Annotated in this window: 25 protein-coding genes and 1 riboswitch; of the genes, 6 read left to right on the top strand and 19 right to left on the bottom strand. The window is 71.8% G+C overall.

The window, feature by feature from the left end:
• Positions 1 to 10: 10 nt before the first annotated feature.
• Positions 11 to 826 (bottom strand): alpha/beta hydrolase, encoded by an 816-nt coding sequence (locus AB0M36_RS33120; protein WP_364165804.1) that lies wholly within the window; start codon positions 824 to 826, stop codon positions 11 to 13.
• Positions 827 to 927: 101 nt separating this feature from the next.
• Positions 928 to 1,034, top strand: a riboswitch (TPP riboswitch).
• A 67-nt stretch (positions 1,035 to 1,101) separates the two neighbouring features.
• Between AB0M36_RS33120 and AB0M36_RS33115 the strand changes: the two genes are divergently transcribed.
• From AB0M36_RS33115 to AB0M36_RS33105, 3 genes are read left to right on the top strand one after another with little or no spacing between them, the layout of a single operon-like run.
• Positions 1,102 to 1,695, top strand: a complete 594-nt coding sequence (locus AB0M36_RS33115) for an ECF transporter S component (protein ID WP_364165801.1) — start codon at positions 1,102 to 1,104, stop codon at positions 1,693 to 1,695.
• Between the two features lie 3 nt (positions 1,696 to 1,698).
• Positions 1,699 to 3,132 carry an ABC transporter ATP-binding protein gene (locus AB0M36_RS33110; protein WP_364165798.1) on the top strand — a complete coding sequence of 478 codons (1,434 nt, stop codon included), beginning with the start codon at positions 1,699 to 1,701 and terminating at the stop codon, positions 3,130 to 3,132.
• Positions 3,129 to 3,932 carry an energy-coupling factor transporter transmembrane component T gene (locus AB0M36_RS33105; protein WP_364165795.1) on the top strand — a complete coding sequence of 268 codons (804 nt, stop codon included), beginning with the start codon at positions 3,129 to 3,131 and terminating at the stop codon, positions 3,930 to 3,932. The genes AB0M36_RS33110 and AB0M36_RS33105 overlap by 4 nt, the downstream gene beginning before the upstream one ends.
• Here the strand turns inward: AB0M36_RS33105 and AB0M36_RS33100 are convergent.
• The 3 genes from AB0M36_RS33100 to AB0M36_RS33090 form a co-directional block, all read right to left on the bottom strand.
• Positions 3,913 to 5,409: a hypothetical protein gene (locus AB0M36_RS33100; RefSeq protein ID WP_364165792.1), complete on the bottom strand. Its 1,497-nt coding sequence runs from the start codon at positions 5,407 to 5,409 to the stop codon at positions 3,913 to 3,915. The genes AB0M36_RS33105 and AB0M36_RS33100 overlap by 20 nt on opposite strands.
• 36 nt (positions 5,410 to 5,445) lie before the next feature.
• On the bottom strand, positions 5,446 to 6,975 hold the full coding sequence (locus AB0M36_RS33095; protein WP_364165789.1) for an MFS transporter: 1,530 nt from the start codon (positions 6,973 to 6,975) through the stop codon (positions 5,446 to 5,448).
• A gap of 334 nt (positions 6,976 to 7,309) precedes the next feature.
• On the bottom strand, positions 7,310 to 7,684 hold the full coding sequence (locus tag AB0M36_RS33090; RefSeq protein WP_364165786.1) for a cyclic-phosphate processing receiver domain-containing protein: 375 nt from the start codon (positions 7,682 to 7,684) through the stop codon (positions 7,310 to 7,312).
• Positions 7,685 to 7,741: 57 nt separating this feature from the next.
• Between AB0M36_RS33090 and AB0M36_RS33085 the strand changes: the two genes are divergently transcribed.
• The gene (locus AB0M36_RS33085) at positions 7,742 to 8,038 is read left to right on the top strand and encodes an MTH1187 family thiamine-binding protein (protein ID WP_364165783.1); all 297 of its coding nucleotides are present in this window, start codon (positions 7,742 to 7,744) and stop codon (positions 8,036 to 8,038) included.
• Positions 8,039 to 8,176: 138 nt separating this feature from the next.
• Positions 8,177 to 8,851 carry a haloacid dehalogenase-like hydrolase gene (locus tag AB0M36_RS33080; protein WP_364165780.1) on the top strand — a complete coding sequence of 225 codons (675 nt, stop codon included), beginning with the start codon at positions 8,177 to 8,179 and terminating at the stop codon, positions 8,849 to 8,851.
• Positions 8,852 to 9,113: 262 nt separating this feature from the next.
• Here the strand turns inward: AB0M36_RS33080 and AB0M36_RS33075 are convergent, their stop codons facing one another.
• Positions 9,114 to 9,893: an isoprenyl transferase gene (locus AB0M36_RS33075; RefSeq protein ID WP_364165777.1), complete on the bottom strand. Its 780-nt coding sequence runs from the start codon at positions 9,891 to 9,893 to the stop codon at positions 9,114 to 9,116.
• Complete coding sequence (gene recO, locus AB0M36_RS33070; protein WP_364165774.1) at positions 9,890 to 10,702, bottom strand: DNA repair protein RecO; 813 nt, start codon at positions 10,700 to 10,702, stop codon at positions 9,890 to 9,892. Before recO ends, AB0M36_RS33075 begins: the two co-directional genes overlap by 4 nt.
• 119 nt (positions 10,703 to 10,821) lie before the next feature.
• On the opposite strand from recO, the gene AB0M36_RS33065 reads away from it, so the two are divergent.
• A complete protein-coding gene (locus AB0M36_RS33065; protein ID WP_364165771.1) occupies positions 10,822 to 11,610 on the top strand; it encodes a DUF4097 family beta strand repeat-containing protein in 789 nt (262 codons plus the stop codon).
• Positions 11,611 to 11,616: 6 nt separating this feature from the next.
• Here the strand turns inward: AB0M36_RS33065 and era are convergent, their stop codons facing one another.
• The 13 genes from era to dnaJ form a co-directional block, all read right to left on the bottom strand.
• Positions 11,617 to 12,492 (bottom strand): GTPase Era, encoded by an 876-nt coding sequence (era, locus tag AB0M36_RS33060; RefSeq protein ID WP_364165926.1) that lies wholly within the window; start codon positions 12,490 to 12,492, stop codon positions 11,617 to 11,619.
• Positions 12,493 to 13,052: 560 nt separating this feature from the next.
• Positions 13,053 to 13,424 carry a cytidine deaminase gene (locus AB0M36_RS33055; protein ID WP_364165768.1) on the bottom strand — a complete coding sequence of 124 codons (372 nt, stop codon included), beginning with the start codon at positions 13,422 to 13,424 and terminating at the stop codon, positions 13,053 to 13,055.
• On the bottom strand, positions 13,417 to 14,799 hold the full coding sequence (locus AB0M36_RS33050; protein WP_364165923.1) for a hemolysin family protein: 1,383 nt from the start codon (positions 14,797 to 14,799) through the stop codon (positions 13,417 to 13,419). Before AB0M36_RS33050 ends, AB0M36_RS33055 begins: the two co-directional genes overlap by 8 nt.
• 229 nt (positions 14,800 to 15,028) lie before the next feature.
• Positions 15,029 to 15,499 (bottom strand): rRNA maturation RNase YbeY, encoded by a 471-nt coding sequence (gene ybeY, locus AB0M36_RS33045; protein ID WP_071807580.1) that lies wholly within the window; start codon positions 15,497 to 15,499, stop codon positions 15,029 to 15,031.
• A gap of 417 nt (positions 15,500 to 15,916) precedes the next feature.
• Positions 15,917 to 16,972, bottom strand: a complete 1,056-nt coding sequence (locus AB0M36_RS33040) for a PhoH family protein (RefSeq protein ID WP_364165765.1) — start codon at positions 16,970 to 16,972, stop codon at positions 15,917 to 15,919.
• A 524-nt stretch (positions 16,973 to 17,496) separates the two neighbouring features.
• Positions 17,497 to 18,873, bottom strand: coding sequence for a serine hydrolase domain-containing protein (locus AB0M36_RS33035; RefSeq protein WP_364165920.1), 1,377 nt, complete (start codon positions 18,871 to 18,873; stop codon positions 17,497 to 17,499).
• Positions 18,874 to 18,925: 52 nt separating this feature from the next.
• The gene (locus AB0M36_RS33030; RefSeq protein WP_364165763.1) at positions 18,926 to 19,381 is read right to left on the bottom strand and encodes a hypothetical protein; all 456 of its coding nucleotides are present in this window, start codon (positions 19,379 to 19,381) and stop codon (positions 18,926 to 18,928) included.
• Positions 19,382 to 19,541: 160 nt separating this feature from the next.
• A complete protein-coding gene (locus AB0M36_RS33025; RefSeq protein ID WP_364165760.1) occupies positions 19,542 to 20,411 on the bottom strand; it encodes a helix-turn-helix transcriptional regulator in 870 nt (289 codons plus the stop codon).
• A gap of 130 nt (positions 20,412 to 20,541) precedes the next feature.
• Positions 20,542 to 21,441 (bottom strand): hypothetical protein, encoded by a 900-nt coding sequence (locus AB0M36_RS33020; protein ID WP_364165757.1) that lies wholly within the window; start codon positions 21,439 to 21,441, stop codon positions 20,542 to 20,544.
• A 120-nt stretch (positions 21,442 to 21,561) separates the two neighbouring features.
• On the bottom strand, positions 21,562 to 23,313 hold the full coding sequence (locus AB0M36_RS33015; RefSeq protein WP_364165754.1) for an ABC transporter ATP-binding protein: 1,752 nt from the start codon (positions 23,311 to 23,313) through the stop codon (positions 21,562 to 21,564).
• Complete coding sequence (locus AB0M36_RS33010; protein ID WP_364165751.1) at positions 23,310 to 24,995, bottom strand: ABC transporter ATP-binding protein; 1,686 nt, start codon at positions 24,993 to 24,995, stop codon at positions 23,310 to 23,312. The genes AB0M36_RS33015 and AB0M36_RS33010 overlap by 4 nt, the downstream gene beginning before the upstream one ends.
• A complete protein-coding gene (locus AB0M36_RS33005; RefSeq protein ID WP_364165749.1) occupies positions 24,992 to 25,726 on the bottom strand; it encodes a 16S rRNA (uracil(1498)-N(3))-methyltransferase in 735 nt (244 codons plus the stop codon). The genes AB0M36_RS33010 and AB0M36_RS33005 overlap by 4 nt, the downstream gene beginning before the upstream one ends.
• A gap of 2 nt (positions 25,727 to 25,728) precedes the next feature.
• Positions 25,729 to 26,877 carry a molecular chaperone DnaJ gene (gene dnaJ, locus AB0M36_RS33000; RefSeq protein WP_364165917.1) on the bottom strand — a complete coding sequence of 383 codons (1,149 nt, stop codon included), beginning with the start codon at positions 26,875 to 26,877 and terminating at the stop codon, positions 25,729 to 25,731.
• Positions 26,878 to 26,935: the final 58 nt, after the last annotated feature.

The following is a 26,935-nucleotide window of genomic DNA, read 5'->3' as shown; positions in this document are numbered from 1 at the left end:
CGGAAGAACGTCAAACACCGATGCGCGCGAGCGCCACCTCGGCCAGCGCCTGCGGCGCCTCCTCCGGCACCCAGTGGCTGATCCCGCGCAGGACGACCAGGCGGTAGTCCGCTTCCACCCAGGTCCGCGTCGCCAGTGCGGCGGAGCGGCCCACGACCGGATCGCCGTCGCTCCACACGTACGTCGTGGGCACGGTGATCGTCCCGACGTCGGCCAACTGTCCTCGGGAGAGCGCCCGGTACCAGTTCAACGCCCCGGTGAGGCGGCCCGGCTCGGCCATCGCCCGGGCGTACATCGCGGCGCGGGGGCCGATGTCGCGCATCATCCCCCTCAGCACGGCGCCGTCGCGGGCCAGCAGCAGGCGCTCGGCGAACCGGGACCGGAACACCGTCATGTAGGCGAACCGCAGCCGCTGTGAGGGCTGGTTGCGCAGCGCGACGGAGATGGCGCGCGGGTGCGGCACCGAGACCGCGGTGAGCGTACGGACCCGATCCGGGTGGTGGGCGGCCAGCATCCACGCCACCTGGGCACCCCAGTCGTGCCCGATCACGTGCACCTGCTCCAGGCCGAGCGCGTCGAGCACCGCCACCGCGTCGGCCTCCGGCTCACGCAGCCGGTAGTCGGCGACCGCGTCGGGCCGCGCCCCCGGCGAGTACCCGCGCTGGTCCAGGGCGTAGGTCCGCAGCCCCGCACCGTGCAGCCGCGGCAGAACCAGGTCCCACTCGCGGTGGTCCTGCGGAAAGCCGTGCAGCAGGAGCACCGGCGGCCCGTCCTCCGGACCGGAAACGGACACGTCGAAGGCGAGCCCTCGCGTCTTGATCTCCATGTGACGCCTCCTACGCTGTTCCCGTACGGTGTTAGCGTCATCGAAACACATGCCATGAAGATTGTTCGCGATGGCGCAGTCGCGTTTGCATAGCGGACAAACTTCACCGACAGGGGAGCGCACGGCGCTGAGAGTGCGGTATCACCGCCGCAGACCCTCGAACCTGATCTGGGTAATGCCAGCGCAGGGAGCTCGGTCTTCTCCAGCCGCGCCACGTCCGGGACCGTCCGGATATGGCGTGCGTCTTCTCCCGGTCATCGCTGGGAGGCACATATATGAGCAATCAGAACGATCCATATCGCTGGCGCACGATCGACATCGTGATCGCCTCGGTCATCGCCGTCACCTTCGGCGTCATCTTCTGGGCCTGGGGCCACCTCTGGACCGTCACCGAGGGCGCGTTCGCCTTCTACAAGCCGGCGCAGGCCGTGCTCTACGGCATCTGGCTGGTGCCCGCCGTGCTCGCCGCACTGATCATCCGCAAGCCGGGCGCGGCCCTCTACACCGAGACGGTCGCCGCGGTCATCTCCGCGCTGCTCGGCGAGAGGTGGGGCGCGATGGTCATTCCGCAGGGCCTGGTCCAGGGCCTCGGCGCCGAGCTCGCCTTCGCGATGCTGTTCTACCGGTCGTGGAAGCTGCCCGTCGCCCTGCTGGCCGGGGCCTTCGCCGGCCTGGGCGCCGCCCTGTTCGACTTCTTCGCCTGGAACAGCACCTACGACCTGTGGGACTACCGGATCCCGTACGCGCTGATCACCGTCGTCAGCAGCACGGTGATCGCGGGTGTCGGCAGCTGGGCGCTGACCCGGGCCCTGGCACCCACCGGCGTTCTCGACCGCTTCGCGGCCGGCCGGGACCGGACCCTGGTCTGAGCGATGGCGGAGGTCGTACTGCGCGGTTTCGGCTGGCGCCACGCGGGACGCCGGGCCTGGGCCGTCCGCGGCGTCGACCTCCGCATCCGTAGCGGCGAGCGGGTGCTGCTCCTCGGCCCGTCGGGCGCGGGCAAGAGCACCCTGCTCGCCGCGCTCGCCGGGCTGCTGCCGGAGGACTCCGGCGAATCCGAGGGCACGGTCACCGTCGACGGGCGGGATCCGCATGCCCGGGAGAGCGCCGGCCTGCTCTTCCAGGACCCGCAGACCCAGCTCGTGATGGCCCGCAGCGGCGACGACGTGGCGTTCGGCCTCGAGAACAGGGGCGTGCCCGCGGGCGAGATCTGGCCGCGGGTCAGCGACGCGCTGGACCGGGTCGGCTTCCCGTACCCGATCACCAGGCCGACCCACGCCCTCTCCGGCGGCGAGCAGCAACGCCTGGCGCTGGCGGGCGTCCTCGCCCCGCGCCCGGGCCTGCTGCTGCTCGACGAGCCCACCGCCAACCTCGACCCGGCCGGCGGCACGCTGATCCGCGAGGCGATCGCCAGGGCCGTCGACCGCGACACCACCATGATCGTCGTGGAGCACCGGGTCGAGGAGGCGCTGCCCCTGATCGACCGGGTCGTGGTGCTCGCGCCGGGCGGCGGCGTCGCCGCCGACGGCGCGCCAGAGGTCGTCTTCGCCGGTCACGGCCCCGCACTGGCCGAGCAGGGGGTCTGGGTGCCGGGCTATCCGCTGCCCCACCACCGGGCCGTCGCACCACCGGGAGATCTTCTGGTACGGGCGGAGGCCGTCGCCGTCGACCGCCGCCTCGCACCCGCACACCTCGAGGTGCGCTCCGGCGAGGTCCTCGCGGTGACCGGCCCCAACGGGGTGGGCAAGTCCACCCTCGCGCTCATCCTCGGCGGACTGCTGGCGCCGACCTCGGGCACGGTGACCGCCTTCGACGACCCCAAGCCTCCGCACCGCTGGCGCGCGGCGACGCTGGCCCAGCGCATCGGCTCGGTCTTCCAGACACCCGAGCACCAGTTCGTCACCTCCCGGGTCGCCGACGAGCTCGCCCTCGGCCCGCGCCGCCTGCGCCGCCCGGCCGCCGAGGTATCGGCCACTGTGGACGAGCTCCTCGCTCGGCTGCGGCTGACAGCGCTGGCGGAGGCCAACCCGCACACGCTCTCCGGGGGTGAGGCCCGCCGCCTCAGCGTGGCGACGGCGCTGGCGACCGCGCCCCGCCTGCTCGTCCTCGACGAGCCGACCTTCGGCCAGGACCGCAGCACCTGGATCGGCCTGGTGGCCCTGCTGGCCCGGCTCCGGGACGAGGGGCACGGCATCGTGGCCGTGACCCACGACGACGCGTTCGTCGCCGCGCTGGCCGACCGGGTCCACGACAACCCGGCCCAGCCCGAGCCGCTCCCCCGCCGACCCGACCGGAGGCCCGCGTGAGCCTCGCGCTGGAACCGGTCGCGGACCCCACGGCGCCACTGGCACGCCGCAACCCGGTGGCGAAGCTCGGTGCGGCCCTGCTGTTCTCCCTGCCGCTGATCGCCACCCTCGATCCGCTCACCCCGGCCCTCGCCCTCGCCGTCGAGCTGGTCCTGCTGCCGTTCTTCGGCGTACGCCCGCTGGTCCTGGCCCGCCGGGCATGGCCGCTGCTCATCACGGCGGGCGGCATTCTCGTGACGATGGTGATGTTCGCCGCCGAGCGCACCGGCGCACTGCTGGTCGAGCTAGGGCCGTTCGCCGTGACCACCGGCGTACTCTCCACCGCACTGGCCCTGGTCCTGCGGGTCTTCGCGGTGGCGCTGCCGGGCATCATCGTCTTCGCCACCACCGACCCGACCGACCTCGCGGACGCCCTGGTGCAGAATGCCAAGGCCCCGGCCCGCTTCGCCATCGGCGCCCTGGCCGCCTTTCGCCTGATCCCGCTGCTGGCGCGGGAATGGCAGATGCTGACCCTGGCCCGGCGGGCCCGCGGCATCGACGCGGGCCGCAACCCGCTGGCGAAGCTGAGGCTCTTCGGCTCGACGGCCTTCGCCCTGCTCGTGGGCGCGCTGCGACGAGGGGTCCGACTGGCGACGGCCATGGACGCCCGGGGATTCGACTCCGGAATGCCCCGGACCTACGCCCGCCACCAGCGTTTCGGACCCGCCGACACGGCCCTGCTGCTGGGCGCGGCGCTGCTGTCGGCCGCGGCGCTGACCACGAGCATCCTGACCGGCTTCTTCAACCCGGTCCTGAGCTGACCCGCGGTCGGCACAGGAACGGGCGGGCGAGACCCAGGGCCACGGCGGTGAGTGCGGTGCCGAGATAGACCGGGACCAGGTGCTCGAAGCTGGTGTATCCGATGAACAGGTGCACGACCACCGCGGGCCCGAACCCGGTGACCGCGGCCAGGGCCAGTGACCACCACACCCAGGACTCGCCGCGCCGCCACCCCCACGCGCTGAGCAGGATGATGGCCACCGCGGCGGAGATCAGGGCGCCGCCGAAGCCGGCCCGGTCATGGGCGATGAACGGCACGAGGTGAGGGTTCGCCGCGTGCAGCTGGTGGGAGTCGGTGCTCAGGAAAGCCAGATCGGTGCCGACGAAGACAGAGCTGAGGCCGACGACGGAAATGGTGACGCCGCCGACGAGCATCCCGGCGCCGACGACGACCATGAGGAGCTGGCCGACCAGGGCCCGGCGCCGCACCGGCTCCGGCCCGTCCGGGCGTACGCTCCACCGCGGTGCGCCCGGACGGTGCCGGACGGCGAGCACGAACATGGGGAACATCGCCGCCGTGGCCACGGCGTGCAGCACATCCACGAAGCCGGAACCGATGAAGTAGAACAGGGTCGGAAAGCCCACCGCCCCCGAGGCGAGGTACGCGTAGCGCGCCCACCTCCAGCCCTGCCGCATGCCGCCGGTCGCCAGACCGGCGTAAAGCACGCCGATGGCGACCAGGGCGCCGGCCAGGCTGATCCGGTCATGCTGCACAAAGTGGACAAGCCGCGGGTTGATCGCGTGCAGCTGCCCCCGGTCCACGCCGAGGTAGTCGTTGTCGTACCACGCCAGCAGCGGGCCGAGGGTGATCGCCGCGGCGACGAGGCCGGAGACAATCATGCCGGTCCCCACGAGCAGCCCCCACCACCACGCCGGCCACCGGCGCGGGTCCACGACGACCGCCCGCTCCGGCGGCGCCGTCGCCTCGCCGACCCTCTGGAACCAGCCGGGGCCGGCCGTGACCAGCAGGTCGGTCGTAGCCAGAACCGTCACCGCCGGGTCGGCCAGCACCGCCGCCGCAGCGGCCACATCCGGCTCGCTCAGTCGCACCAAATCCGGCTCGTCGCCACACGCGATCCGGTCGACGTCCGACGCGAGCGCCGCCGCCACCTCCGGGGCGGCGGCGCCCACGACAAGCCTGCAGCGGCGCCCGGCCGCGGCGCGCCGGACCAGCGGGACGTCGGCCGGGCCCACCGGGCGCACCTCGACGACTCCCGCCCCCAGGGCCGGCATCGCCCGGATGGCATCCCTGGCCACCGCGGGCGGAACCGTCACCCCCAGCCGCTCCACCACACCCGCCGGCGCGTCGAACCGGCCGGCGAACGCCGAGACCAACCGGAAGCCGCCCGGCAGCGAGGTCAGCGTGGCCAACGCCCGCAGCGCCGCCCGCTGAGACCGTCGCCGACCCCCGACCGCGGCCGCGGCCGACCGCAGGGGATGGTAGGTCCAGTCCGGCATCGCGCCATGATCACATGCCGGCGCAAAGGCCCGGGATCAGTGCGTCGACGCTCCGACCTCCTCCCGAGCACGTCGCTCGTCGCCGCTCACCGTGTGCAGCGGCTTCTCCTTGATGAACAGGACCGCGATCACGGCGAGCAGCGCGATCGGCGCGGCCACCAGGAACAGACCGCCGGTGGCCTCGCCATAGACGTCCTGGACGACGGTCAGCACCTGCGGCGGCAAGGAGGCCAGATCGGGCACCTTCGCGGTGCCGCCCGCCGCGGTCGCGCCGAAATGCTCGGCCAGCATCGAGGTCACCTTCGCGGTCAGCACCGCACCCAGCACGCTGACGCCGACCGCACCACCCATCGTCCGGAAGAACGTCAGCGCGGACGTGGTCGCGCCCAGCTCCCGCGCCGGCACGTCGTTCTGGGCCGCCACCATCAGGTTCTGCATCAGCATGCCGACACCGACGCCGAGCACCGCCATGAACAGCGCCAGCCTCAGCACCGGGGTGTGCGCGTCGATCGTGCTGAGCAGCAACATCCCGCCGGTCATCACCACCGAGCCGGCCACCAGGAAGGCCTTCCAGCGGCCGTACCTGGTGATCAGCTGGCCCACCACCGTCGACGACACCATCACACCCCCGATGAGCGGAAGGCTCATCATGCCGGCGACCGTCGGCGACTTGCCGAGCGAAATCTGGAAATACTGCGACAGGAACACCGTGCCGCCGAACATCGCCAGACCGACCAGCACGCTGACGACGATCGCCAACGAGACCGTCCGATTGCGGAAAATGCTCAACGGGACGATCGGCTGCTTGGCCCGCGACTCCACGTACACGGCGAGGGCGAGCAGCAGGACGCCGCCCGCGACGAAGACCGCGGTCTGGCCCGACGCCCAGGCGAAACGGTGACCGGCCAGGGTCGACCAGATCAGCAGATCACACACGCCCCCGACGATCAGTACGGCGCCGAGCCAGTCGATCGAGACCGGCCCCCGCGGCGTCCGGGGCAGTTGCAGCGTCTTCTGCAACAACACGATCGCGGCCAGCGAAAACGGTACGCCGATGAAGAAGCACCAGCGCCACCCGAGCCACGACGTGTCCACCAGCAGGCCGCCGATCAGCGGACCCCCGATGGTCCCGAGACCGAACACGGCATGGAACAGGCCGGAGTAACGGCCCAACTCGCGCGTCGGAATCATCGCCGCCATCACGATCATCGTGAGCGCGCCCATGCCGCCCGCGCCGATGCCCTGCCCGACCCGGCTGACGATGAGAACCGCGACGTTCGGCGTGAGCCCGGCGACCAGCGAGGCGACGACGAACATGCTGAGCGAGATCTGGATGAGAAGTTTCTTGCTGTAGAGATCGGCGAGCTTGCCCCACAACGGCACGCTCGCCGTCATAGCCAGAAGTTCTGTGGTGACGATCCAGGTGTAGGCCGACTGGCTGCCGTCCAGATCGGCGATGATCCGCGGCAGGGCGTTCGAGACGATCGTGGAGGCGAGGATCGTCACGAACATGCCGAGCATCAGGCCGGAAAGCGCCTGGACGACCTCGCGGTGCGACATTGCCATGGAGGGCTGGTGAGGCGGACTGGTGACAGACGTCATCGGTCTCCAATTTCTTCAGATCGCTTACCGAAATTGCGCGATTCCGGTTTCGGCCAGCGATTCTGCGCCATGACCCGGGTCTTGCCGCAAGCCCCCCAATGCGGTATATATTAGAAGTGGAAAGAAGTGCGTAGTCCTTCTTTCCACTTCCCTCCTCTTCTCCACTTTCCCTTCCGGCCTCTTTCCGCGGCCGCCGTCGCATGCCGCCACACCCGGTCCATGCTGGTCGCTCACTCGGCGGGCACGGTCACTCGGCGGGCACGCTCACTCGGCGGGCACGCTCACTCGGCGGGCACGCTCACTCGGCGGGCAGTGCGCCGCCGAGATATCCGACGTCCGCGGCTCCCGTCGCGATTCGCACCGGATAGCCCCACCGCCGCAGGGCCTGCGCCATCTTGGCGGCACCGGCCGGGTTGGCGGAGTGAATGTTGATGACGCCGACCTCGAAGGGAGACCCCTCGAAGGCCGCCAGCTCGAGGACCTCCACGACCGGCCAGATCGTGTCCCGCTCCCCGAGATCGTGATCGAGCCACAGCTCGTCCAGCCGGTGCCGCCTATGACGAGCGAGGAGTTCGACCCCGGCCAAGCTGGTGCGTGCCACCTCCGCGCGACGGCCGTCAACGAAGGAACGGAGATCGTCGACGAGGATGATCCTGGTCTCGGCGGTCGTCATCCGGCGATGATGCCAGGCGGTGGGCGAATCGATGGGGACGATGCGACCATGAGGCCCATGCTGATCGCTTTCTCCGTCACCCCCATCGGCGTCTCCGATTCCGTCGGCGACCTCGTCGCCGAGGCCGTCCGGGTGGTGCGCGCCTCCGGATTGCCGAACCGAACCGATGCGATGTTCACCACCATCGAGGGCGAGTGGGACGAGGTCATGGCCGTCGTCAAACAGGCCGTCGACGCCGTCGCCGCCGGGGCGCCGCGCGTCAGCCTGTCGCTCAAGGCCGACGTGCGGCCCGGGGTAACCGGCGCGCTGGAGGCCAAGGTGGAGCACATCGAGCGGAGGCTTGCCGAGCAGTGAGGCGCCTGGACATGTGCGACATCGAGCGAGGGCTGGCCGAGCAGTGAGGCGCCTGGGTCATATGCGACATCGAGCCAAGGCTGGCCCCGCGGTGAGACGGCTGGCCATATGCGACATCGAGCCAAGGCTGGCCCCGCAGTGAGACGGCTGGTCATGTGGGACATCGACCACACCCTGCTGCGGGGCGGGGACGTCGCCGCGCGGGCGTGGATGGCTGCCTTCACCGAGGTGACCGGGCTGGCTTGGCAGGCGACGCCGGCCTTCGGGGGGCGTACCGACCTGGACATCTGCGCCGAGGTGTTCGCCGTGCACGGGGTCACCGACTGCACGCCGGAGCGGTTCTTCGCCCGTTATGTGGAGCAGGTGCACGCTTCGCGGCATCTCTTCGCCGAGCGGGGGATGCTGCTGCCCGGCGTGCGGGCCGTACTCGACGCGCTGGGCACCCGCGAGGACGTCGTGCAGACGCTGGTCACCGGCAACGTGCCGCAGGTCGCCGCCGCCAAGGTCGCGGCCTTCGGCCTGACCGGTGCGTTCGACGCGGAGGTCGGTGGTTACGGCACCGACGACAGCGTACGGGCGACGCTCGTCCGCCGGTCCCGCGAGCGGGCAGAGGCGAAGTACGGCGAAAGCTTCCGCCCCATCGTCATCGGCGACACGGCACACGACGTGTCGGCGGCCCTGGCGAACGACGCCCTCGCCGTCGGGGTAGCGACGGGCGGAACGACGATGGCCGAGCTGGCCCTCGCCGGCGCCCACGCCGTCCTACCCGACCTGTCGGACGTGGCGGCAACCATCGAGATCATCACGGCCTGACCCGACCTGTCTTCGGCCAGGCCGTGACCTGACCTCGACCACGCGCCGCAGCCCCGCCCACGCGCCGCAACCCAACCTCGACCAGGCGGCGCAACCCAACCCCGCCCACGCGCCGCAACCTCGACCTGACGCCGCGACCCGACCTCGAGCCAACGCCGCAACCTCAACCTGACGCCGCAACCCAGCCTCGACCCGGCCCCAACCTGGTCCCGACCTAACGCCGCGACCATCGCGCTCATCGCCAGCCGACGGGGTCAGGGCCTCACCGAGGGGCGATCGGGTTCGGGATAGCGCCGCCGAAGCGGCGGTCGCGCTGGGCGTAGAGCTCGCACGCGTACCAGAGATGCCGGCGGTCGAAGTCGGGCCACAGCGTGTCGAGGAAGACCAGCTCCGCGTAAGCGGACTGCCAGAGCAGGAAGTTGGACGTGCGCTGCTCGCCGGACGGGCGGAGGAACAGGTCCACCTCCGGCACCTCGGGGTGGTAGAGGTACTTCTGGATGGTCTTCTCGTTGACCTTGTCCGCCCGCAGCTTCCCGGCCGCCACGTCACGCGCGATCGCCGCCGTCGCGTCCGCGATCTCGGCCTGCCCGCCGTAGTTGACGCAGAACTGCAGGGTCAGCTTCTTGTTGCCGCGCGACATTTCCTCGGCGGTCTGAAGCTCCGAGATGACGCTCTTCCAGAGCCGGCCGCTGCGGCCCGACCAGATCACCCGGACGCCGAGCTCGACGAGCTGGTCACGGCGGCGGCGGATCACGTCGCGGTTGAAGCCCATGAGGAAGCGGACCTCCTCCGGCGACCGCTTCCAGTTCTCGGTCGAGAACGCGTACGCCGAGAGATAGGGGATGCCGAGCTCGATGGCGCCCTCGATGGCGTCGAAGAGCGAGTATTCGCCCTGCTCGTGACCCTTGGTGCGGGACAGGCCGCGCTCCTTGGCCCAGCGGCCGTTGCCGTCCATCACCAGCGCCACGTGCCGCGGAATCGCATCCTTGGGCAGCGCCGGCGGCTTCGCGCCGGAGATGTGCGGGGTGGGCGGACGTGTCACAGGGTCTCCCGTTCGGTGATGGGGTGACGCGGAGCCGGCGGCGACTCGCGGCGGTCGACGAGGGGCAGGGCGCGCAAGTTGCGCTCCATGTGCCACTGCAGGTGGGCGGCGACCAGACCGCTGCACTCGCGGCGCACCGGCGGCTCGGTGCCGTCGGCGACGTGCCAGTCGCCGTGGGTCAGGGCGAGCATCAGGCCGAGCGTTGCCGGGGCCGGGTGGGCCGCACCCGGCGGACGGCAGTCGGGGCAGACCGAGCCGCCGGCCGGCACCGAGAACGCGCCGTGCTGCCCGGGTGTGCCGCAGACCGCGCACTCGGCCAGCGCCGGGGCCCACCCGGCGAACGCCATGCCCCGCAGCAGGTAGGCGTCGAGGACGAGGCTCGTGGCGTGCTCACCCACGGACAGCGCTTTGAGCGCGCCGAGGGTGAGCTGGAAGAGCCGCAGCGACGGTTCCCGCTCCACCGGGGTGAGGCGCTCGGCGGTCTCCGCGATGGCGCTGGCGGCGGTGTATCGGGGGTAGTCCTCGAGGAACCGCTTGCCGTAGAGGGCGACGCCCTCGACCTGGCTGATCGAGTGCAGGCTGCTGCCCACGCCCTCCGGGGAACCGGCGAGCTGCACGTCGATGTGGCCGAACGGCTCAAGCCGGGCGCCGAAGCGGGAGGAGGTGCGGCGCACGCCCCGGGCGACGGCGCGTAGCCTGCCGTGGCGGCGGGTCAGCAGGGTGATGATCCGGTCACTCTCGCCGAGTTTCTGCACACGCAGCACCACCGCGTCGTCGCGGTAGAGCTGGCGTCGGTATCCGGCGGGCACGCAGCCATTCTGCCCGGTCGGTGCGACAGACCCTGACCCGGATCTCAGGGTCATCTCGGGGGTTGCTGGGTGGAGGGACGGATGGCGCCGGGCGTACCCGGGCTCATAGGTTCATTCTCATGACAGCGAGGTTGACCCGGCGCGCCGGCGCACTCACCCTGATCGCCGCCGCGGCGGCGGTCCTCACCGGCTGTGACGGCGTGATCGGCGCCAAGCTCACCTACGACGACACCGAGAAGGTGAAGGTCACCGAGATCGTGGTGACGGGAGGCTCCGGAAACGTCCAGGTGAAGACCGCGGCGATCGGCGAGACCCACATCAAGCGCGTCGTCCGGGGCGGCACCAGCGACCCCGGGGTCTCCTACCGGCTCTCCGGCACCACCCTGACCGTCGACACGAGCTGCGGCTTGGACTGTCACGCCTCGTACGAGATCGAGGCGCCCACCGGCGTCGCCGTCCGCGGCACGCTCCACAGCGGCAACCTGGACCTCCTCGCGGTAGCGTCCGCCGACGTGAGCGTGACGTCCGGCGAGATCCACATCGAGGGGGCCACCGGCGAGGTGAAGGCGAAGTCGACCTCGGGCAACATCGTCGTCAACGGCCTCGCCGGCCCGGCCACGCTGATCGCCACCTCGGGCAACATCGAGGCCCTGGAGCTGACCGGCGGCGGCGCGATCCGGGCGGACGCCAGTTCGGGCAACGTCGACCTGCTCCTGCGCCAGCCGGCAACGGTCACCGCGGGGGCGACGAGCGGCAACGTCGACCTGGCGGTGCCGGCCGGCTCCTACAAGATCGTGGAGCAGGTCGGCGCGGGAAACTTCGACTCCCAGGTGCGATCCGACCCGAAGGCGACACAGGTGCTGACCGTGCGCACGAGCAGCGGCAACGCGACGATCAGGGCCTTGTAGGACCGGTCAGAACCCGAGCCGGCGCAACTGCTTCGGGTCGCGCTGCCACTCCTTCGCGATGCGTACGTGCAGGTCGAGGTAGATCCGACGGCCCAGCAGCGCCTCGATCTCGGCACGTGCCCGGGTCCCGACGTCCTTCAGCCGGGCTCCCCGCGTACCGATCACGATCGACTTCTGGCTGTCACGCTCGACGTACATGTTGGCATAGATCTTGGTGATGTTTCCCTCGACGAGCATTTCCTCGACGAGCACGGCGATCGAGTGCGGCAGCTCGTCGCGCACCCCCTCGAGCGCGGCCTCCCGGATCAGCTCGCCGATGAGCACCTGCTCGGGTTCCTCGGTGAGCACGTCGTCCGGGTACAGCGGCGGCGACTCCGGCAGGTGCTTGACGATCACATCGACCAGCGTGTCCACCTGATGCCCGGAAACCGCGCTGACCGGCACGATGTCGGCGAAGTCGTAGAGCCGGCTCACCTCGAGCAGCCGCTGCGCGAGGACGGCGGGCGACACCAGATCGACCTTGGTGACCAGCGCGATGACCGTGGCCTTGAGCTCGGCGATCTCCGCGGAAATGAAGCGGTCACCGGCACCCACGGCCTCGTCCGCCGGGAAGCAGACCCCGATCACGTCGACCTCGCTCCACGTCTCGCGCACGAGATCGTTGAGCCGCTCGCCGAGCAGCGTGCGCGGTCGGTGCAGCCCCGGCGTGTCGACCAGCACGAGCTGGGCGTTCTCCCGATGCAGCACGCCCCGGATGACGTGCCGGGTGGTCTGCGGCTTGTTCGACGTGATCGCGATCTTCTGCCCGATGATGGCGTTGGTCAGCGTCGACTTGCCAGCGTTAGGCCGCCCGACAAAACAGGCAAACCCCGCGCGATACACGTCGTCCACCGGCCGGGTGAGGCGCGCGGCCTTATGCCGGTGCTTCTTTACCCCGGATACGGTACGGGCGTTCCCCGAACCATCCCCTGCCCGTGGCCCCGAGCTCAGGGCTTCCTCAGGCGCGCCGCCACCACTACCGCCCGCGTCCCCAACCAGGCCGCCGGGCCTCTTCCCGCCCGCGCCGCCACTACTTCCGGCCGCACTCCTACCACCCGGCCCGCCCACTCCGGTTGAGCCGCCGCTTCTTCCGGCCGCACTCCTACCACCCGGCCCGCCCACGCCGGTTGAGCCGCCACTTCTTCCGGCCGCGCTCTTACCGCCCGGGCCGCTCGCTCCGGCCGCGCCGCCGCTCTCGCCCGCCGCGCTCCGGCCGCCCGGGCGGCCTTTTCCGGCCGAGCCGTTCTTTCCGAAAGTGCCGGTGCTGCTCTTGGCTGCTCGGCCCTGGGCGGGTCGACCACCCGCTTCCTGCTCCCGGCGCGCCGCGCGACGCTCCTGGCGGCGCTTCTCGTTGCGCTCCCCCGGGGTGAGCCTGCGCTCCTCGCCACCGCCGGTCGGAGCCGTCACTGCGTCACCGTGCCCAACAGGGTGCCGTCCGGCGCCGCCACGTGGATGGGGGCGGCCTCGGCCAGGTCGCGCACCGCGTCATGGCCCGCGCCGTCGAGCGTGGCCGACTCCGTTGCCACCGCCGCGGCCTCGATCGTGGTCGCGCCCGCGGCCACCGCGGAGGCCACCGCGAGTTGCAGGGCGGTCACCTTGAGACTGGGCAGGGACACCGTCGCGGCCGCGTAGGTGCGGCCGTCCTGGTCGCGTACCGATGCTCCCTCGGTGGCGCCCACCCGGGCGCGGGCGCCGCGGGCCAGGGTGACCAGCTTCGCGTCCTCCGCGCTGAGCTCGGCGTTCGCGGAACCGGCGGGAATGGTCTGATCAGGCATCGGCGTGCTGTCTTTCCTCAGTCTCGGGGGCGTTCTCGTCGTCGGATTCCTCCGACAGGGGTTCGACGCGGCGCACCAGCACCGAATCGATGCGGTTGCGGCGGCCCGTGGTGCCCTCGGCGATCAGATGCAGGCCGCCCACGTCGACGGTGGCGCCGGGGATGGGTACCCGCCCCAGGGTCTGGGCGAGCAGGCCGCCGACCGTCTCGACCTCGTCGGCGGGCAGCTCGACGCCGAAGATCTGACCCAGATCCTCGATCGGCAGGCGCGCGGTGACCCGCACCGCGCCGCCGTCCAGGTGTTCGACCGGGGGACGCTCGACGTCGTACTCGTCGGTGATCTCGCCGACGATCTCCTCGAGGATGTCCTCGATGGTCACCAGGCCGGCGGTGCCACCGTACTCGTCGACGACGATGACCAGGTGCATGCGTGCCGCCTGCATCTCCGACAGCAGGTCGTCGACCGGCTTCGACTCGGGCACGAACGTCGCGGGGCGCATCAGCTCGGCGACCGGCACGACGGACGAGCCCGAGTCACCGTTCTGGGTGCGTCGGACCACGTCCTTCAGGTAGAGCACGCCCAGCACGTCGTCGACGCTGTCACCGATGACCGGGATGCGCGAGAAACCGGACCGCAGGAAGAGAAACAGCGCCTGCTGCAACGTCTTCGGCGCCTCGATCCACACCATCTCGGTCCGCGGCACCATGACCTCGCGGGCAATGGTGTCACCCAGCGCGAACACCGAGTGGATCATCTCGCGCTCGCCGTGCTCGACGACGCCCCGCTGCTCGGCCAGATCGACCAGCTCCCGCAGCTCCACCTGGCTGCCGAACGGCCCCTCGGGAAATCCCTTACCGGGCGTGACGGCGTTACCGATGAGGATCAGCAGCGACGCCAGCGGATTGAACACCCGCCCGATCCACCGCACCAGGGGCGCGGTCGCCTTGCCGACGGCGTACGCGTGCTGCCGCCCGACCGTACGCGGGCCGACCCCGACCACGACGAAGCTGACCAGGGTCATCGCCCCGGCGGTGACGAGCGCGGCCCGCCACCCCGCACCCCAACTGTCCACCGCGACGAGCGCGACGAGCGTGGTCGCGGTCAGCTCGCAGAGCAACCGCAGAAGCAGCAGCAGGTTGAGGTGGCGCACGACGTCACCGGCGACGGCGGTCAGCGCCGCGGCACCCCGCTGTCCTTCCCGCTCCATCTCGGCGGCCCGGGCCGGGGAGACGGTCCCGAGCGCGGCATCGGTCATCGACGCCAGCCCGGCGAGAAAGACCAGCACGACGGCATAGATGATGAGCTGAAGATCCGGCAACCCGGCCGCGCCCGCGGTATCGGCCGCCGCGAGCAGCGCGGACGGGTCGGCCGCCAGCAACGCGGACGGCTCGGCCGCCAGCAACGCGGACGGCTCGGCCGCCAGCAACGCGGACGAGTCGGCTGTGGCGTTCAGAGCGGACGGCTCGGCCGCCGCGAGCAACGCGGACGGGTCTGTTGTGGCGATCAGAGCGGACGGGTCGGCCGCGGGCGGCGCCGATGGGGCGGCCGCGGCGACTGGCGCGCTCAGGTGGGCCGCGGCAGCCAGTGAGGACGGCTCCATCGGATCAGCCGGTCCGCCGTCCGGAGCGCCAGCTCTGCAGCAACCGAGCCTGCAGGGCGAACATTTCACGCTCCTCGTCGGGTTCGGCGTGGTCGTAGCCGAGCAGGTGCAGCACGCCGTGCACGGTGAGCAGGTGCAACTCGTCCGCGGGAGTGTGCCCCGCGGCGGCGGCCTGTTTCGCGGCTACCTCCGGCGCCAGCACGATGTCGCCGAGCAGGGCCGGCTCGCCCGTGCCCGCCTCGCCCGGACCGTGGTCGACGCTGCCCTCGTCCATCGGGAAGGCGAGGACGTCTGTCGGGCCGTCGCTCCCCATCCAGCGATGGTTGAGCTCGGTCATGTAGTCGATGTCGACGAGCAGGATCGACAGCTCGGCGAGCGGGTTGACCCCCATCTCCTCGAGCGCGTGCCGGGCCACTGCGAGAATCGCGTCGGTGTCGACCTCGACTCCCGACTCGTTGGCGATCTCGATGGACATGCGGTGCGTTACCCCTGGTCTCGAATCGGTTCGGCACCGCCGGTCCGGCGGCCACCGGTCTTGCCCTTGCTGAACGGAACTCCCCGCGGCGCGTGACCCTTCCCACGCCGCGAACCCCCGCCGTCATCAGTCCCCGTGCTGTGCGGAACCCCACCGCCGAGTCCTGCGCCGGGCCAGACGGCCGATGGCAGTCCCGCGCCGAGCCGGACGGTCGGCGGCAGTCCCGCGCCGAGCCGGACGGCCGATGGCAGTCCCGCGCCCAGCCAGACGGCCGATGGCAGTCCCGCGCCCAGCCGGACGGTCGGCGGCAGTCCCGCGCCCAGCCGGACGGCCGGTGGCCGTCCTGTGCCGGGCAGGACGGTCGGTGGCCGTCCTGCCCTGGCCCGGGTCGGCCGTTGCGGTCGGCGCATCAGCGGCTCAGCGCCGCCGTCGCCCGGCGGCGGCGGGTTGCTGCACCGCCCGGACGGACTGCTGGGTGGTCTGCTGCTCCACTTCGGCGTCGTAGCGCGCGTACGCGTCGACGATCTCCGCGACCAGCCGGTGCCGGACCACGTCCGAGCTGGACAGCTCGGCGAAGTGCACGTCCTCGACGCCCTGGAGGATCTCCCGGACGATCCGCAACCCGCTGGTGGTGCCGCCGGGCAGGTCGACCTGCGTGACGTCGCCGGTGACCACGATCTTGGCGCCGAAGCCGAGCCGGGTCAGGAACATCTTCATCTGCTCGGGCGTCGTGTTCTGCGCCTCGTCGAGAATGATGAAAGCGTCATTGAGGGTTCTTCCGCGCATATAGGCCAGCGGCGCGACCTCGATGGTTCCCGCCTGCATGAGCCGCGGGATGGTCTCGGGGTCGAGCATGTCGTGCAGGGCGTCGTACAGCGGGCGCAGATACGGGTCGATCTTCTCGTTGAGCGTGCCGGGCAGGAAGCCGAGACGCTCGCCGGCTTCGACCGCCGGGCGGGTGAGGATGATCCGGTTGACCTGCTTCGCCTGCAGGGCCTGGACGGCCTTGGCCATGGCGAGGTACGTCTTGCCGGTGCCGGCCGGGCCGATGCCGAACACGATCGTGTTGGCGTCGATGGCGTCGACATAGCGCTTCTGGCCGAGCGTCTTGGGCCGGATGGTGCGCCCGCGCCGGGACAGGATGTTGAGCGTCAGCACCTCGGCCGGGCGCTCGGTGGTGTTCTGCTCCAGCATGGCGACCGTACGCCGGACCGCGTCGACGGTGAGCGTCTCGCCCTTCTCGGTGAGCTCGATGAGCTCGGAGAAGAGCCGCTCGGCGGTGGCGTTGTCGGCCGGAGCGCCGGTGATGGTGATCTCGTTCCCGCGGACGTGCACGTCGCTGGCGAGGGTGCGCTCGACGAGCCGCAGGATCTCGTCCTTCGGGCCGAGCAGGTTCACCATGATCTTCGGGTCGGAGACCGAGATCCTGGTCTGCACCCGAGCGGCAGCGCTGCTGTGTTCGGTGCCGGTCATAGGGGCGGCCGTACGGCCTACGCCACCTGCTCTCTTTCTCATCACCGCCGTTGCGTGGCGGCGTGCGTAAGGATCGTGCCATCGTATCCGTTCGGGAGCGACCCCGCCGAGGCCATTATCGGCCGTTTCGACGTGCCGACCGCGGCGGGGCTCCCGGCCGACAAAATCGGCGAACCGGCCGAGGGCATCGGCGAACCGGCCGAGGGCATCGGCGAACCGGGCGACGGCATCGGCGAACGCGCCAGGCGGGGCGGTCCGAGGCAGGGCAGAGCGTGCGACCGGGCCGGCGCGGCCACGCGGACAACAAAGTCGCGCACAACACACATGGTCGCGCGCACCACACATGGTCGCGCGCACCACACATGGTCGCGCACCACACATGGTCGCGCGCACAACACCACGTCGCCCGCCCAACACAAGATGGCCCGCACAACACGACGTCGCGCGCACAACACCACGCTGCGCACAACACAAAGTCGCGTGGTCAACAGAAGGTCGCGCAGACAACACGAGGCGGCCGGCGGTCAGCCCTGGGAGACCGGCACCCCCTCGAAGGTCTCCTGCGCCCGGGTGAAGCGGTAGGTGGCCCAATGCATCCGCACCACCACCCCCTCCGCGTCCCGGGTCAGCCGCAGCAACTCGCCCGCCTCCCGCCCCGACACCGTTCGCAGCGTGTCCGGCCGGTCGGGGATCGGGCGGAAGACCGACGGCGGCCGGTCGGCCGGGGCATCCGCCGCGCGCGCCTGCAGGGTGCCGTCGTGCCAGGTGAAGATGTGCGGGAAGCCCTCGCCCCACCATGGGCCCAGGATGCTGCGGAACTGCGGCGGGGCGGCCGCGCCCGGGAACCAGGGGCGGATGTCGGCCGGGTCGGCGTCGACCGCGATGGTCAAAAGGTCGTGGACGAGGTCGTTGATCTCTGTCGCCGTACCCGAGGAGGCCAGGACCGCCGCACCCAGCGCGCCGGGGTTTCCCTCGCCGCCGCGGCGGCCGTAGACGCCCGCCAGGAAGCCGGGCATGGCGCCGTCGTGGCCGACGTGCAGGACGCGGCCGCCCTGGGGGACCAGGATCAGGCCGAGGCCGAAGCCACCGGTCCAGAGGTTCTCGTCGGTGGTGGTGCGCGGCCAGCGCATCTCGTCGAGGGTGGCCGGCGCCAGCACGCGCGCGTCCGGGTCGATGAGCTCGGGCGAGGCGAGGAACGCCGCCCAGCGGGCCATGTCGGTCGCCGTGCTCCACAGCTGGGCCGCCGGGGAGACGCCCGCGAGATCCAGCCGGGGTTCGGGGCGTGCGGCGTCGGAATAGGCGTCGACGAGGTAGCCGATCGCCGCCTCGGCGGTCGGGTCGACCGTGGTGGCGGTGAGGCCGAGCGGGTCGAGGACGCGTTCTTGCAGCACCGAGGCCCAGGTGCCGCCGCGGAGGCGGGCGACGAGCTGGCCGAGCACGGCGAGGCCCAGGTTGGAGTAGTGGTAGCGCCGGTTGGCCGGCAGGACGCGTTCGGCGCGGGCGAGGTCGGCGAGCAGCTGGCGGTCGTCGGGAGCGGTCAGCACGTCCCAGACGTCGCCGTGCGGTTCGCGCTGGTAGCCGGCAGTGTGTGAGAGCAGGCTCCGGATCGTCGCCGTGCCGTGGGCGGGGACGTCGAGGTGGGCGGAGACCGGGTCGTCGAGGTCGAGCAGGCCGTCGTCGCGGGCCTGGAGCACCAGCACGGCGGTGAGGGTCTTGGTGACCGAGCCGACGCGGAAGCGGGTGCCGGCGTCCAGCGGCCGCGCCGGGTCGCCGGACGTCCCGACGGTGCAGGTCCAGGGCTCGCGGTCGGCCCGGTGCAGCGCGACGGAGAGCGCCGGGACCCGGGCGTCGGCTTGGACCTTGCGGACGGCCCGCTCGAGGCGCTGCCGGGCGTTCGTCAAGCGTTCTGGCTCCACGACGAAGATCTTAGGGTGGGGTGTGACGGGCCAGGCGTCAGCCGACCCGGGTGATCGTCAGGTCGAGGCCCTTGTCCGGGTCGTTGGTCCACACGGCGGTGTAGCCGGGCCATTCGCCTTCGAGCCGGCCGTCGGCGCCGACGGTGGAGAGCATCCGGGAGCTGAGGGCGCCGGGCACCTCGAGGGTGTCCATGACGCAGGTCATGGCCGGCTCGTCGAGGCCCATGGGGAACGTCTTCCCGGAGCCGTTGACGGTCAGCTTGCGGTTCTTGTCGGAGAGCTTGAGGCCCCGCTTGACCGGGTCGCACTTGCCGATCACGGTCAGCATCGGGTCGGCCTCGGAGGCGGCGACCGGCGCGGGGTCGTCTGCGGTGTCCTTGTCGAGGATCCGGGGCACGAGAACGACCCCGCCCGCGACGAGGAGGACGGCGAGGATCACCCACGGGATCGGACTTCGTTTCCGCGGGTGGGCGGGGTGGCGGTGCTGGTTCATGACACGTCCTAGAGCGTCGAGGGGGAGGGATCAACGCGAGGACGAAGTTTCCTCCGAGTAACGAACCGGGACAACGATCAGAAGTCGAACTCGGCCGAACAGATGATTCGACATTGGAAGAAAGGCCTACCCTATCCCCCAGGTTTGACCCCGAGTGGATCTATTGCAGGTCCCGGAGCGCCTGCCGCAGCAGGGCGGGCGTCTCGTCCGGTTGCGCCGCGTCGATGAACAGCCGGCCCATCGCCGCCGAGTAGTGGTCGACCTCCTCGCGCTTGTCCAGATAGATGCCGCTGGTCAGGTGTTCGATGTAGACCACGTCGGCCAGGTTCTGGTGCGGAAACCGCAGGATGGTGAACGCGCCGCCCGCCGCCGCGTGGCCGCCGGAGCGGAACGGGATCACCTGGAGCCGGATGTAGGGGTGTGTGGACATCTCCAACAGGTACGCGACCTGCTCCCGCAGCACCGCCCGGCCACCGATCGGGCGCTTGAGGACCGCCTCGTCGATCACCGCCCAGAGGCGCGGCGGGTTCTCGCGGGCGAGGAGTCGTTTACGGGCCATCCGCAGATCGGCGCGGCGGTCGATCTCCTCGGCGGAGGCGGTGCCGTGGCCGAGCATGATGACCGCGCGGGCGTACGCGTCCGTCTGCAACAGGCCCGGCACGAACTGGATCTCGTACGAGCGGATCAGCTCGGCGGCCTGCTCCAGGTCTAGGTAGTTCTGGAACCACGTGGTCAGCACGTCGCCGTACGAATGCCACCAGCCGGGCGAGTTCGCCTCGCGGGCGAGGGCGACCAGCCGCTGGTGCTCGCCGGGGTCCGTCACGCCGTACAGGGTGAGCAGGTCGGTGACGTCGCGCTCCTTGAACGCGACGCGGCCCAACTCCATCCGGCTGATCTTCGATTCCGAGCCGCGGATCTCGTAGCCTGCCCGGTCGCGGGTGATTCCGGCCGCCAGCCGCAGGCCGCGCAGGCGCGCGCCGAGTTGGAGCCGGCGAACGGTCGGCCCGCCGTTCTGCTCGGGGGCGCTCATCTGCTGGTTCCTCTGGTCGCGGGCCTGGGACGAAGGAAGGAACGGACGGTCCTCGATCGTCGCGCAAGCATAAACCCGACGCTACGGCGAAGGGGCGGCCGCGCGGCCGCCCCTTACTACCGCGACCCGCTCAGAGCTTCACGGATCCGATCCGGTTGTCGAAGCCGATCTCCCGCAGGTCGGCGATGCCACCGACGTTCTCCGCGTCCACCGCCCCCAGCTCCTTCGACTTCCCGGTGCAGCCCGGACCGCTCCAGATCTTGACGAGTCCGTCGAACACGATGGACGACGCGGTGCCGGGCTCGGTCGCGTCGACACAGCCGGTCTTGCCCTCGATCTTCTGGGAGTTCGCGGTCTCGTCGAAGACGTTGAAGGACCGGGCGCCGAAGAGCACGACGCGCTTGGCCGGAACGTTGCGTCCGGCGCCGTCACCGGGGGCGGGTTCGCTTCCCTCGTCCACGCCGGCCTTCTTGCCGTCCGGCCGGATGCCGAACCACGTGCCGCCGACGCCCTGACCCTTCGTGTCGCCCGGAGCGGTGTCCTTGGCGAAGCGGTAGACCGGCCAGCCCGCCACGGTCACCTGGAGCCGGCCGTCATCGCGCTTGACCACGCCGACCTTGCTCTTGGGCACCCCGGCGACGAAGATCTTGCCGTTGGGCTTGACGGTCACCGGCGGCCACTTCGCCGCGCAGTCGCCGTTGCAGGTGGACTTGGACGGCTTCGCCGTGTCCTGATCGAACCGGTAGAGCGTCAGGCCGGCGCCGTTCACCAGCACCGGGTTCAGGTCCCCGGCCCGGGCGGCGGTCAGCTGCACCCACTTCTGCGCCACGGTGGCGGCCTCGCCGGTCGGCGTACCGCCCTTCGGCGCCGCCCAGTCACCGGTGCCGCGCAGTGCCTGGGAGCTCTTCGCCGTACCCGTCACCAAGTCGGCCAGGGCCGCGACCGGCGCGGCCGCCGGGCCCGGAGTCGCGCTTCCGCACGCGGACAGGAGGAGCGCGCCAGTGACGGCAACTGCGGCAAAAGAAAGCATTCGCGGGGATTGCATGGCTGGGCCCTTTCTTATGGCCTTTGCGATACGAACGCCCTTCACACGTACGCCCCCACGAAGCGGTTCAGGCGGGGTCGGCGAAACCGCGAATGGTGGTCTGGATCACGGATGGTCGGCGCCGGTGGGAGTGCGGGACTCCCAGGCCGCCCACAGCCGGGCGTACCGGCCGCCCGCGGCGACGAGCTCGGCGTGCGGGCCGGACTCCACGATGGAGCCGTGCTCCAGCACCACGATCCGGTCGGCGGCGGCCGCCTGGGTCAGCCGGTGCGCCACGACCAGCGCGGTCCGTCCCCGCAACGCCGCCGCGGCGGCCTCCTCCAGCGCCCGGGCGCCCGCGCTGCCCGCCTCCGCGGTCGCCTCGTCCAGGATCGCCACGGCCGGGTCGAGCAGGACGAGCCGGGCCAACGCCAGCTGCTGCGCCTGTGCGGCGGTCAGGTCACGGCCACCTTCGCCGACGACCGTGTCCAGCCCGTCGGGCAGTGCGTGCACCCATTCCCACGCCCCGACCGTCGCCAGGGCGGCCTCGACGTCGGCGACGTCCGCCCCCGGCCGGGCCAGGCGCAGATCCTCGACGAGCGGGCCGGCGAAGACGTGCGTCTCCTGGCTGACGATGGCCACGGTGTGCGCGGGCAACTCGGCGACCGGCACGCCGCCGACCCGGGCGGTGCCGCTGCCGGGCCGCAGGAGGCCCGCGGCGATCGACGCGGCGGTCGTCTTCCCGGCACCGGTCGAGCCGACCAGCGCGACCCGCTCCCCCGGCGCGACCCGCAGCGACACGTCGCGCAAGACCGGGGTGACGCCGTCGTAGCTGAAGCCGACCTCGTCCAGCGACAGCGTCGAGTCGGCGGGCCGCCGCCCGCCGGCACGCTGCTCCACGGGCATCCGCTGGACGCCGACCAGGCGGGCCAGGCTCGCCCCGGCGGCCTGCACCTCGTCGAAGGTGAACACCAGCATCGCCACCGGGTTGAACAACCGGTGGAACAGCAGGGCGGCCGCCGACGTCTCGCCGACGGTGACGGCGCCCTCGCGGACCAGCAGAAAGCCCGTCGTCAGAAGCGCGGCGAGCCCGAAGAACTCGGCCCGGTTGATCCGGCCGCCGAAGCGGGTCAACAGCGCGAAGACGTTCACCGTGAGGTCCCGGGCCCGGGCGGAGGCGCCGTCGACGTCGCGCAGGTGCCGGTCCTCCAGCCGGTAGGCATGCACCGTCCGCAGGCCCTGCATGCTCTCGACGAGCAACTGGGACCGTTCGGCGACGGCGGCCCGCTCCTGGGCGTACCGGGGGCCCGAACGCGGCAGGTACCACCGCAGCGCGGCGACGTAGAACGGCACCGCGACGGCACCGGCCAGCCCCAGTCGCCAGTCGATCCCCGTCATCGCGGCGAGGCTCAGCACGGCGAGCAGGACGGACGAGAACAGCGGGGGCACGACGTCGGACACGGCCTTGCCGATCGCCGCGATGTCGGCGCCGACCCGTGACAGCAGATCGCCGCGGCCGGCCCGGTCCAGCACGAGCGCGGGCAGCCGCAGCGCGGTCGCCACGGTGCTCTCGCGCAGGTCGGCGAGCATCCGGGCGCCGAGCCGGCCACCGAGGTACGTGGACAGCCCGGTCGCACCGCCACCCACCAGCGCGGAGACCACGATGACGAGGATGAGCCCCACGATCGCCGAGGTGCCGGCTCCCGCGCGGACCCGGTCGACGAGCAGCCCCAGCGCCCACACCGGAACGATGGAGGCGGCGGCCGCGAGCAGTCCGACCGCCACCGTCCCGGCCACCTCGCCCCGGCGGTCGCGCGCCTCGGCTCGAAGCCAGTCCCAGCTCTGCCTAGCCGTCGCGACCGGAAGCCTGGCCGTCATCGCAGCACCAACCGGCGATAGGAGTCGTCGGCGGCGCCGAGATCCGCGTGGGTGCCCTCGGCGGTGACCACGCCGTCGCCGAGGACGACGACCCGGTCGGTGGCGGCGAGCAGGGCCGGGCTGCTGGTGATCACGACCGTGCCGAAGCCCGATCCCGGACCGTGGCGCAGCGCGCGGATGCCCTGGGCGATGGCGTGCTCGGTGACCGCGTCGACGGCGGTGGTCGGATCGTGCAGCACCAGCACCGGCGGGCGGGCGAGCAGGGCACGGGCCAGGGCGAGCCGCTGCCGCTGGCCGCCGGAGAGGCTGGCACCCCGCTCGGCGACCGGCGTGTCGAGCCCGTCGGGGTGGGTGTCCACCACCTCGTCGGCGGCCGCGGCGGCGAGCGCTTCGGCCAGGGAGTCGCGATCGTCGTGTACGGCGACATTGGCCGCGATGGTGCCGGTGAACAGGTCGCAGTGGTGCGGTTCGACCAGCAGGAGGCGTCGGGCGTGGTCCCGGTCGACCTCGTCGATCGGTACGCCGCCGAGCTGGACCGTACCCTCGTAGCCGGTCGGAAGGGCGAGCAGTCCGACCAGGGCCTCGGCGTCCGCCGCCCGACGGGCCACGACGCCGACGAACTCCCCGGGGCGCACGTGCAGGTCCAGGCCCGCGAGCGGGCCGTGCCGGACTCCGCTCAGGCGCAGCTCGCACCGCTCGGCGGCGGGGGCGGCGGTCCCCCGCGGCAGGATCAGGCCGGCGTCGGTGGCCCGGGCGACCCGGTCCGCGCTGGCGCGCGCCTCCGCGACCAGGCCCGGCACGATCGCCAGCAGGCCGAACGGCTCGACGAGGAACTGCGCGGAGCCGATGACGGTGATGAACTGGCCGACCGTGATGCGGCCGGTGAGGGCGAACCACCCGGCGAGGATCGCGATGCCGCACGCCAGGAGCGTGCTCAGCGTGGTGGAAGCGGTGAGATAGATGCTCTGCGTACGGCCGGCGCGCAAAGTGGCGGCAAGCGAGCGGCGGCTCACCCCGCGGTAGCGCTCGGCGGCCGCCTCCCGCGCGCCGATGCCCCGCAACGGCCGCAGTCCCGTGACCAGGTCGACGGCGAGCGAGGCGGCCCGGCCGGCCTGCTCCTGCTCGTCGGCGACCCGCTTGCGGATCAGTGGGGCGCTGATCTGCAACACGATCAGCACCAGCGGCGTCGCGAGCAGCACTGCCAGCCCCAGCGGCACGGAGATCAGCAACAGCGTGACGGCGCTGACCGCGGTTGCCACGAGGGCGCCGACGATGCGCGGCACATAGTCGAGCAGGTACGACGTGTTGTCGGCGTCGCTGGTCGACACGGTCAGCAGGTCCCCGGCGCGGAAATCGGTATGAACGCCGCGAGGATGCAGGATCTTCGCGGAAACCTCGACGCGCAGCCGGTGCGCCTCCTCGGCGATCGCCGCCATGAGCAGCCGCGCCCCGAACCGGTACGACAGGGTCAGCACGGCGAACACCAGGCCGAGCACCCCGATCCAGAGCGCCAGCGCGGTGCCGTCGCCCGGGGTGACGGCACGGTCGACGATCACGCCGATGAGGACCGGGATCGCCGCCTCGCAGGCCTGGAACAGGCCAACCAGCGCGGTGCCGGCCGACAGCCGCCGGCCGTTGCGGGTGATCGCCCTGCGCAGAATGCGGCCGCCGGAGCGGCTCACCAACGGTCTAGCCGCGCCGACAGCACGGCGAGCGCGGCAACCCCCGCGGTCGACGTCCGCAACACCGCGTCGCCGAGCCGCACCGGCTGGGCGCCGGCCGCGACGAACGCGCCCACCTCCTGGTCGCTTATCCCGCCCTCAGGCCCCACGACCAGCACGATCTCGCCCGAGTCTGGCAGCTTCGCCCCGGTCAGCCGGTCGGTCGCCTCCTCGTGCAGCACGAAGGCCGCCGCGGCGGCCGACAGCCGCGCGGCGGCCTGCTTGGTCGACACGTCGGGGTCGCCGGACACCAGCGGCAGCCAGGGCCGGCGTGCCTGCTTGGCGGCCTCGCGCGCGGTGGAGACCCACTTCTCCCGGGCGCGTACGCCCCGGTCTCCGCGCCACTGCGTCACCGCCCGGGACGCGGCCCAGGGAATGATCTCGTCGACCCCGATCTCCGTCATCGCCTGCACGGCGAGCTCGCCGCGGTCACCCTTGGCGATCCCCTGCACGACGACCAACCGTGGGTCCGGCGCGGGCGTGAGGGTCCGCTCCCCGACCTCGACGTCGATGCTGCCCCGGCCGACCCCGGTGACCTCGGCACGCACCGAGCCGCCCCGCCCGTCGGCGAGGACCAGGGCCTCCCCGACCCGCAGTCGCTGCACGTCGGCGGCGTGATGGCCCTCCCGGCCGGCCAGCGTGAAGCGCCCGGACGTGGGCAGGTCGTCGACGAGGAACAGGGGCGCGGACACGGTCAGTGCCCGTTGAAGGCGTCCCGCATGCGCGAGAAGAACCCGCCCTGCTTACTCAGCTCGGCCACGTCCTCGCCACGGGTCTTGGCGAAGTCGCGCAGCATCCGCTCCTGGTCGGCCGTGAGCTTGGTCGGGGTCTTCACGTCGAGGTGCACGAAGAGCTCGCCGCGGCCCTGCCCGCGCAGGTGCGGCACGCCCTTGCCGCGTACGCGCAGGGTCGAAGCCGGCTGCGTGCCGGGCTTGACCTCGATGTTCTCCTCCGAGTCGAGGGTCTTGATGGTCAGCCGGGTGCCGAGGGCCGCCGCCGTCATCGGCAGGGTGACGCGGCAGTGCAGGTCGTCGCCCTTGCGGGAGTAGACGTCGTGCGGACGCTCGTGGATCTCCACGTAGAGATCGCCGGCCGTGCCGCCGCCGGGGCCGACCTCGCCCTGCTGGGCCAGGCGGATCCGCATGCCGTCCTCGACGCCGGCCGGGATCTTGACCGTCAGCGAGCGCCGGGTCCGGATCCGGCCGTCGCCGGCGCAGGTCGGGCAGGGTTGCGGGATCACCGTGCCGTGACCCTGGCAGTTCTGACAGGGACGCGACGAGACAACCTGGCCCAGGAAGGTGCGCTGCACCGACTGGACCTCGCCCCGGCCGCCACAGGTCTCACAGGTGGCCAGATGGGTGCCGGGCGCGGTGCCGGCGCCGGTGCACTGGGTGCAGAGCACCGCGGTGTCGACGGTGATCGGCGCCTCGACCCCGAACGCGGTCTCGACCAGGTCGAGCTCCAGGCGCAGGATCGCGTCGGCGCCGGGCCGGGTGCGCGGCCGCGGGCCCCGGGCCCCGGCGCCGCCGGCGGCCGTGCCGAAGAACGCGTCCATGATGTCCTGGAAGCCGACGAACGGGCCGGCGCCGCCGGGACCGCCCGGACCGGCACCCGCGCCGCCGCCGGGGGCGAGAGGGTCGCCGCCCAGGTCGACGATCTGCCGCTTCTGGTCGTCGGAGAGGACCTCGTAGGCTGCGTTGATGTCCTTGAACTTCTCGTGCGCCTCGGGATCGGGATTGACGTCGGGGTGGTACTGACGGGCCAGCTTGCGGTAGGCACGCTTGATCTCGTCGTCGGTGGCTTCGCGGCTGATGCCGAGAATTCCGTAGTAGTCCTTCGCCACAGGGTTTCGAGTCCTCATGTCTGCCCCGCGCTGTGCGCCGGAGACCGTCGTCGCTTTT

The sequence above is a fragment of the Actinoplanes sp. NPDC051346 genome, from assembly GCF_040682215.1.
Lineage (GTDB): Bacteria > Actinomycetota > Actinomycetes > Mycobacteriales > Micromonosporaceae > Actinoplanes.
Note: the sequence above shows the minus strand (reverse complement) of the source record. Positions and strands in the feature narration are given on the sequence as shown.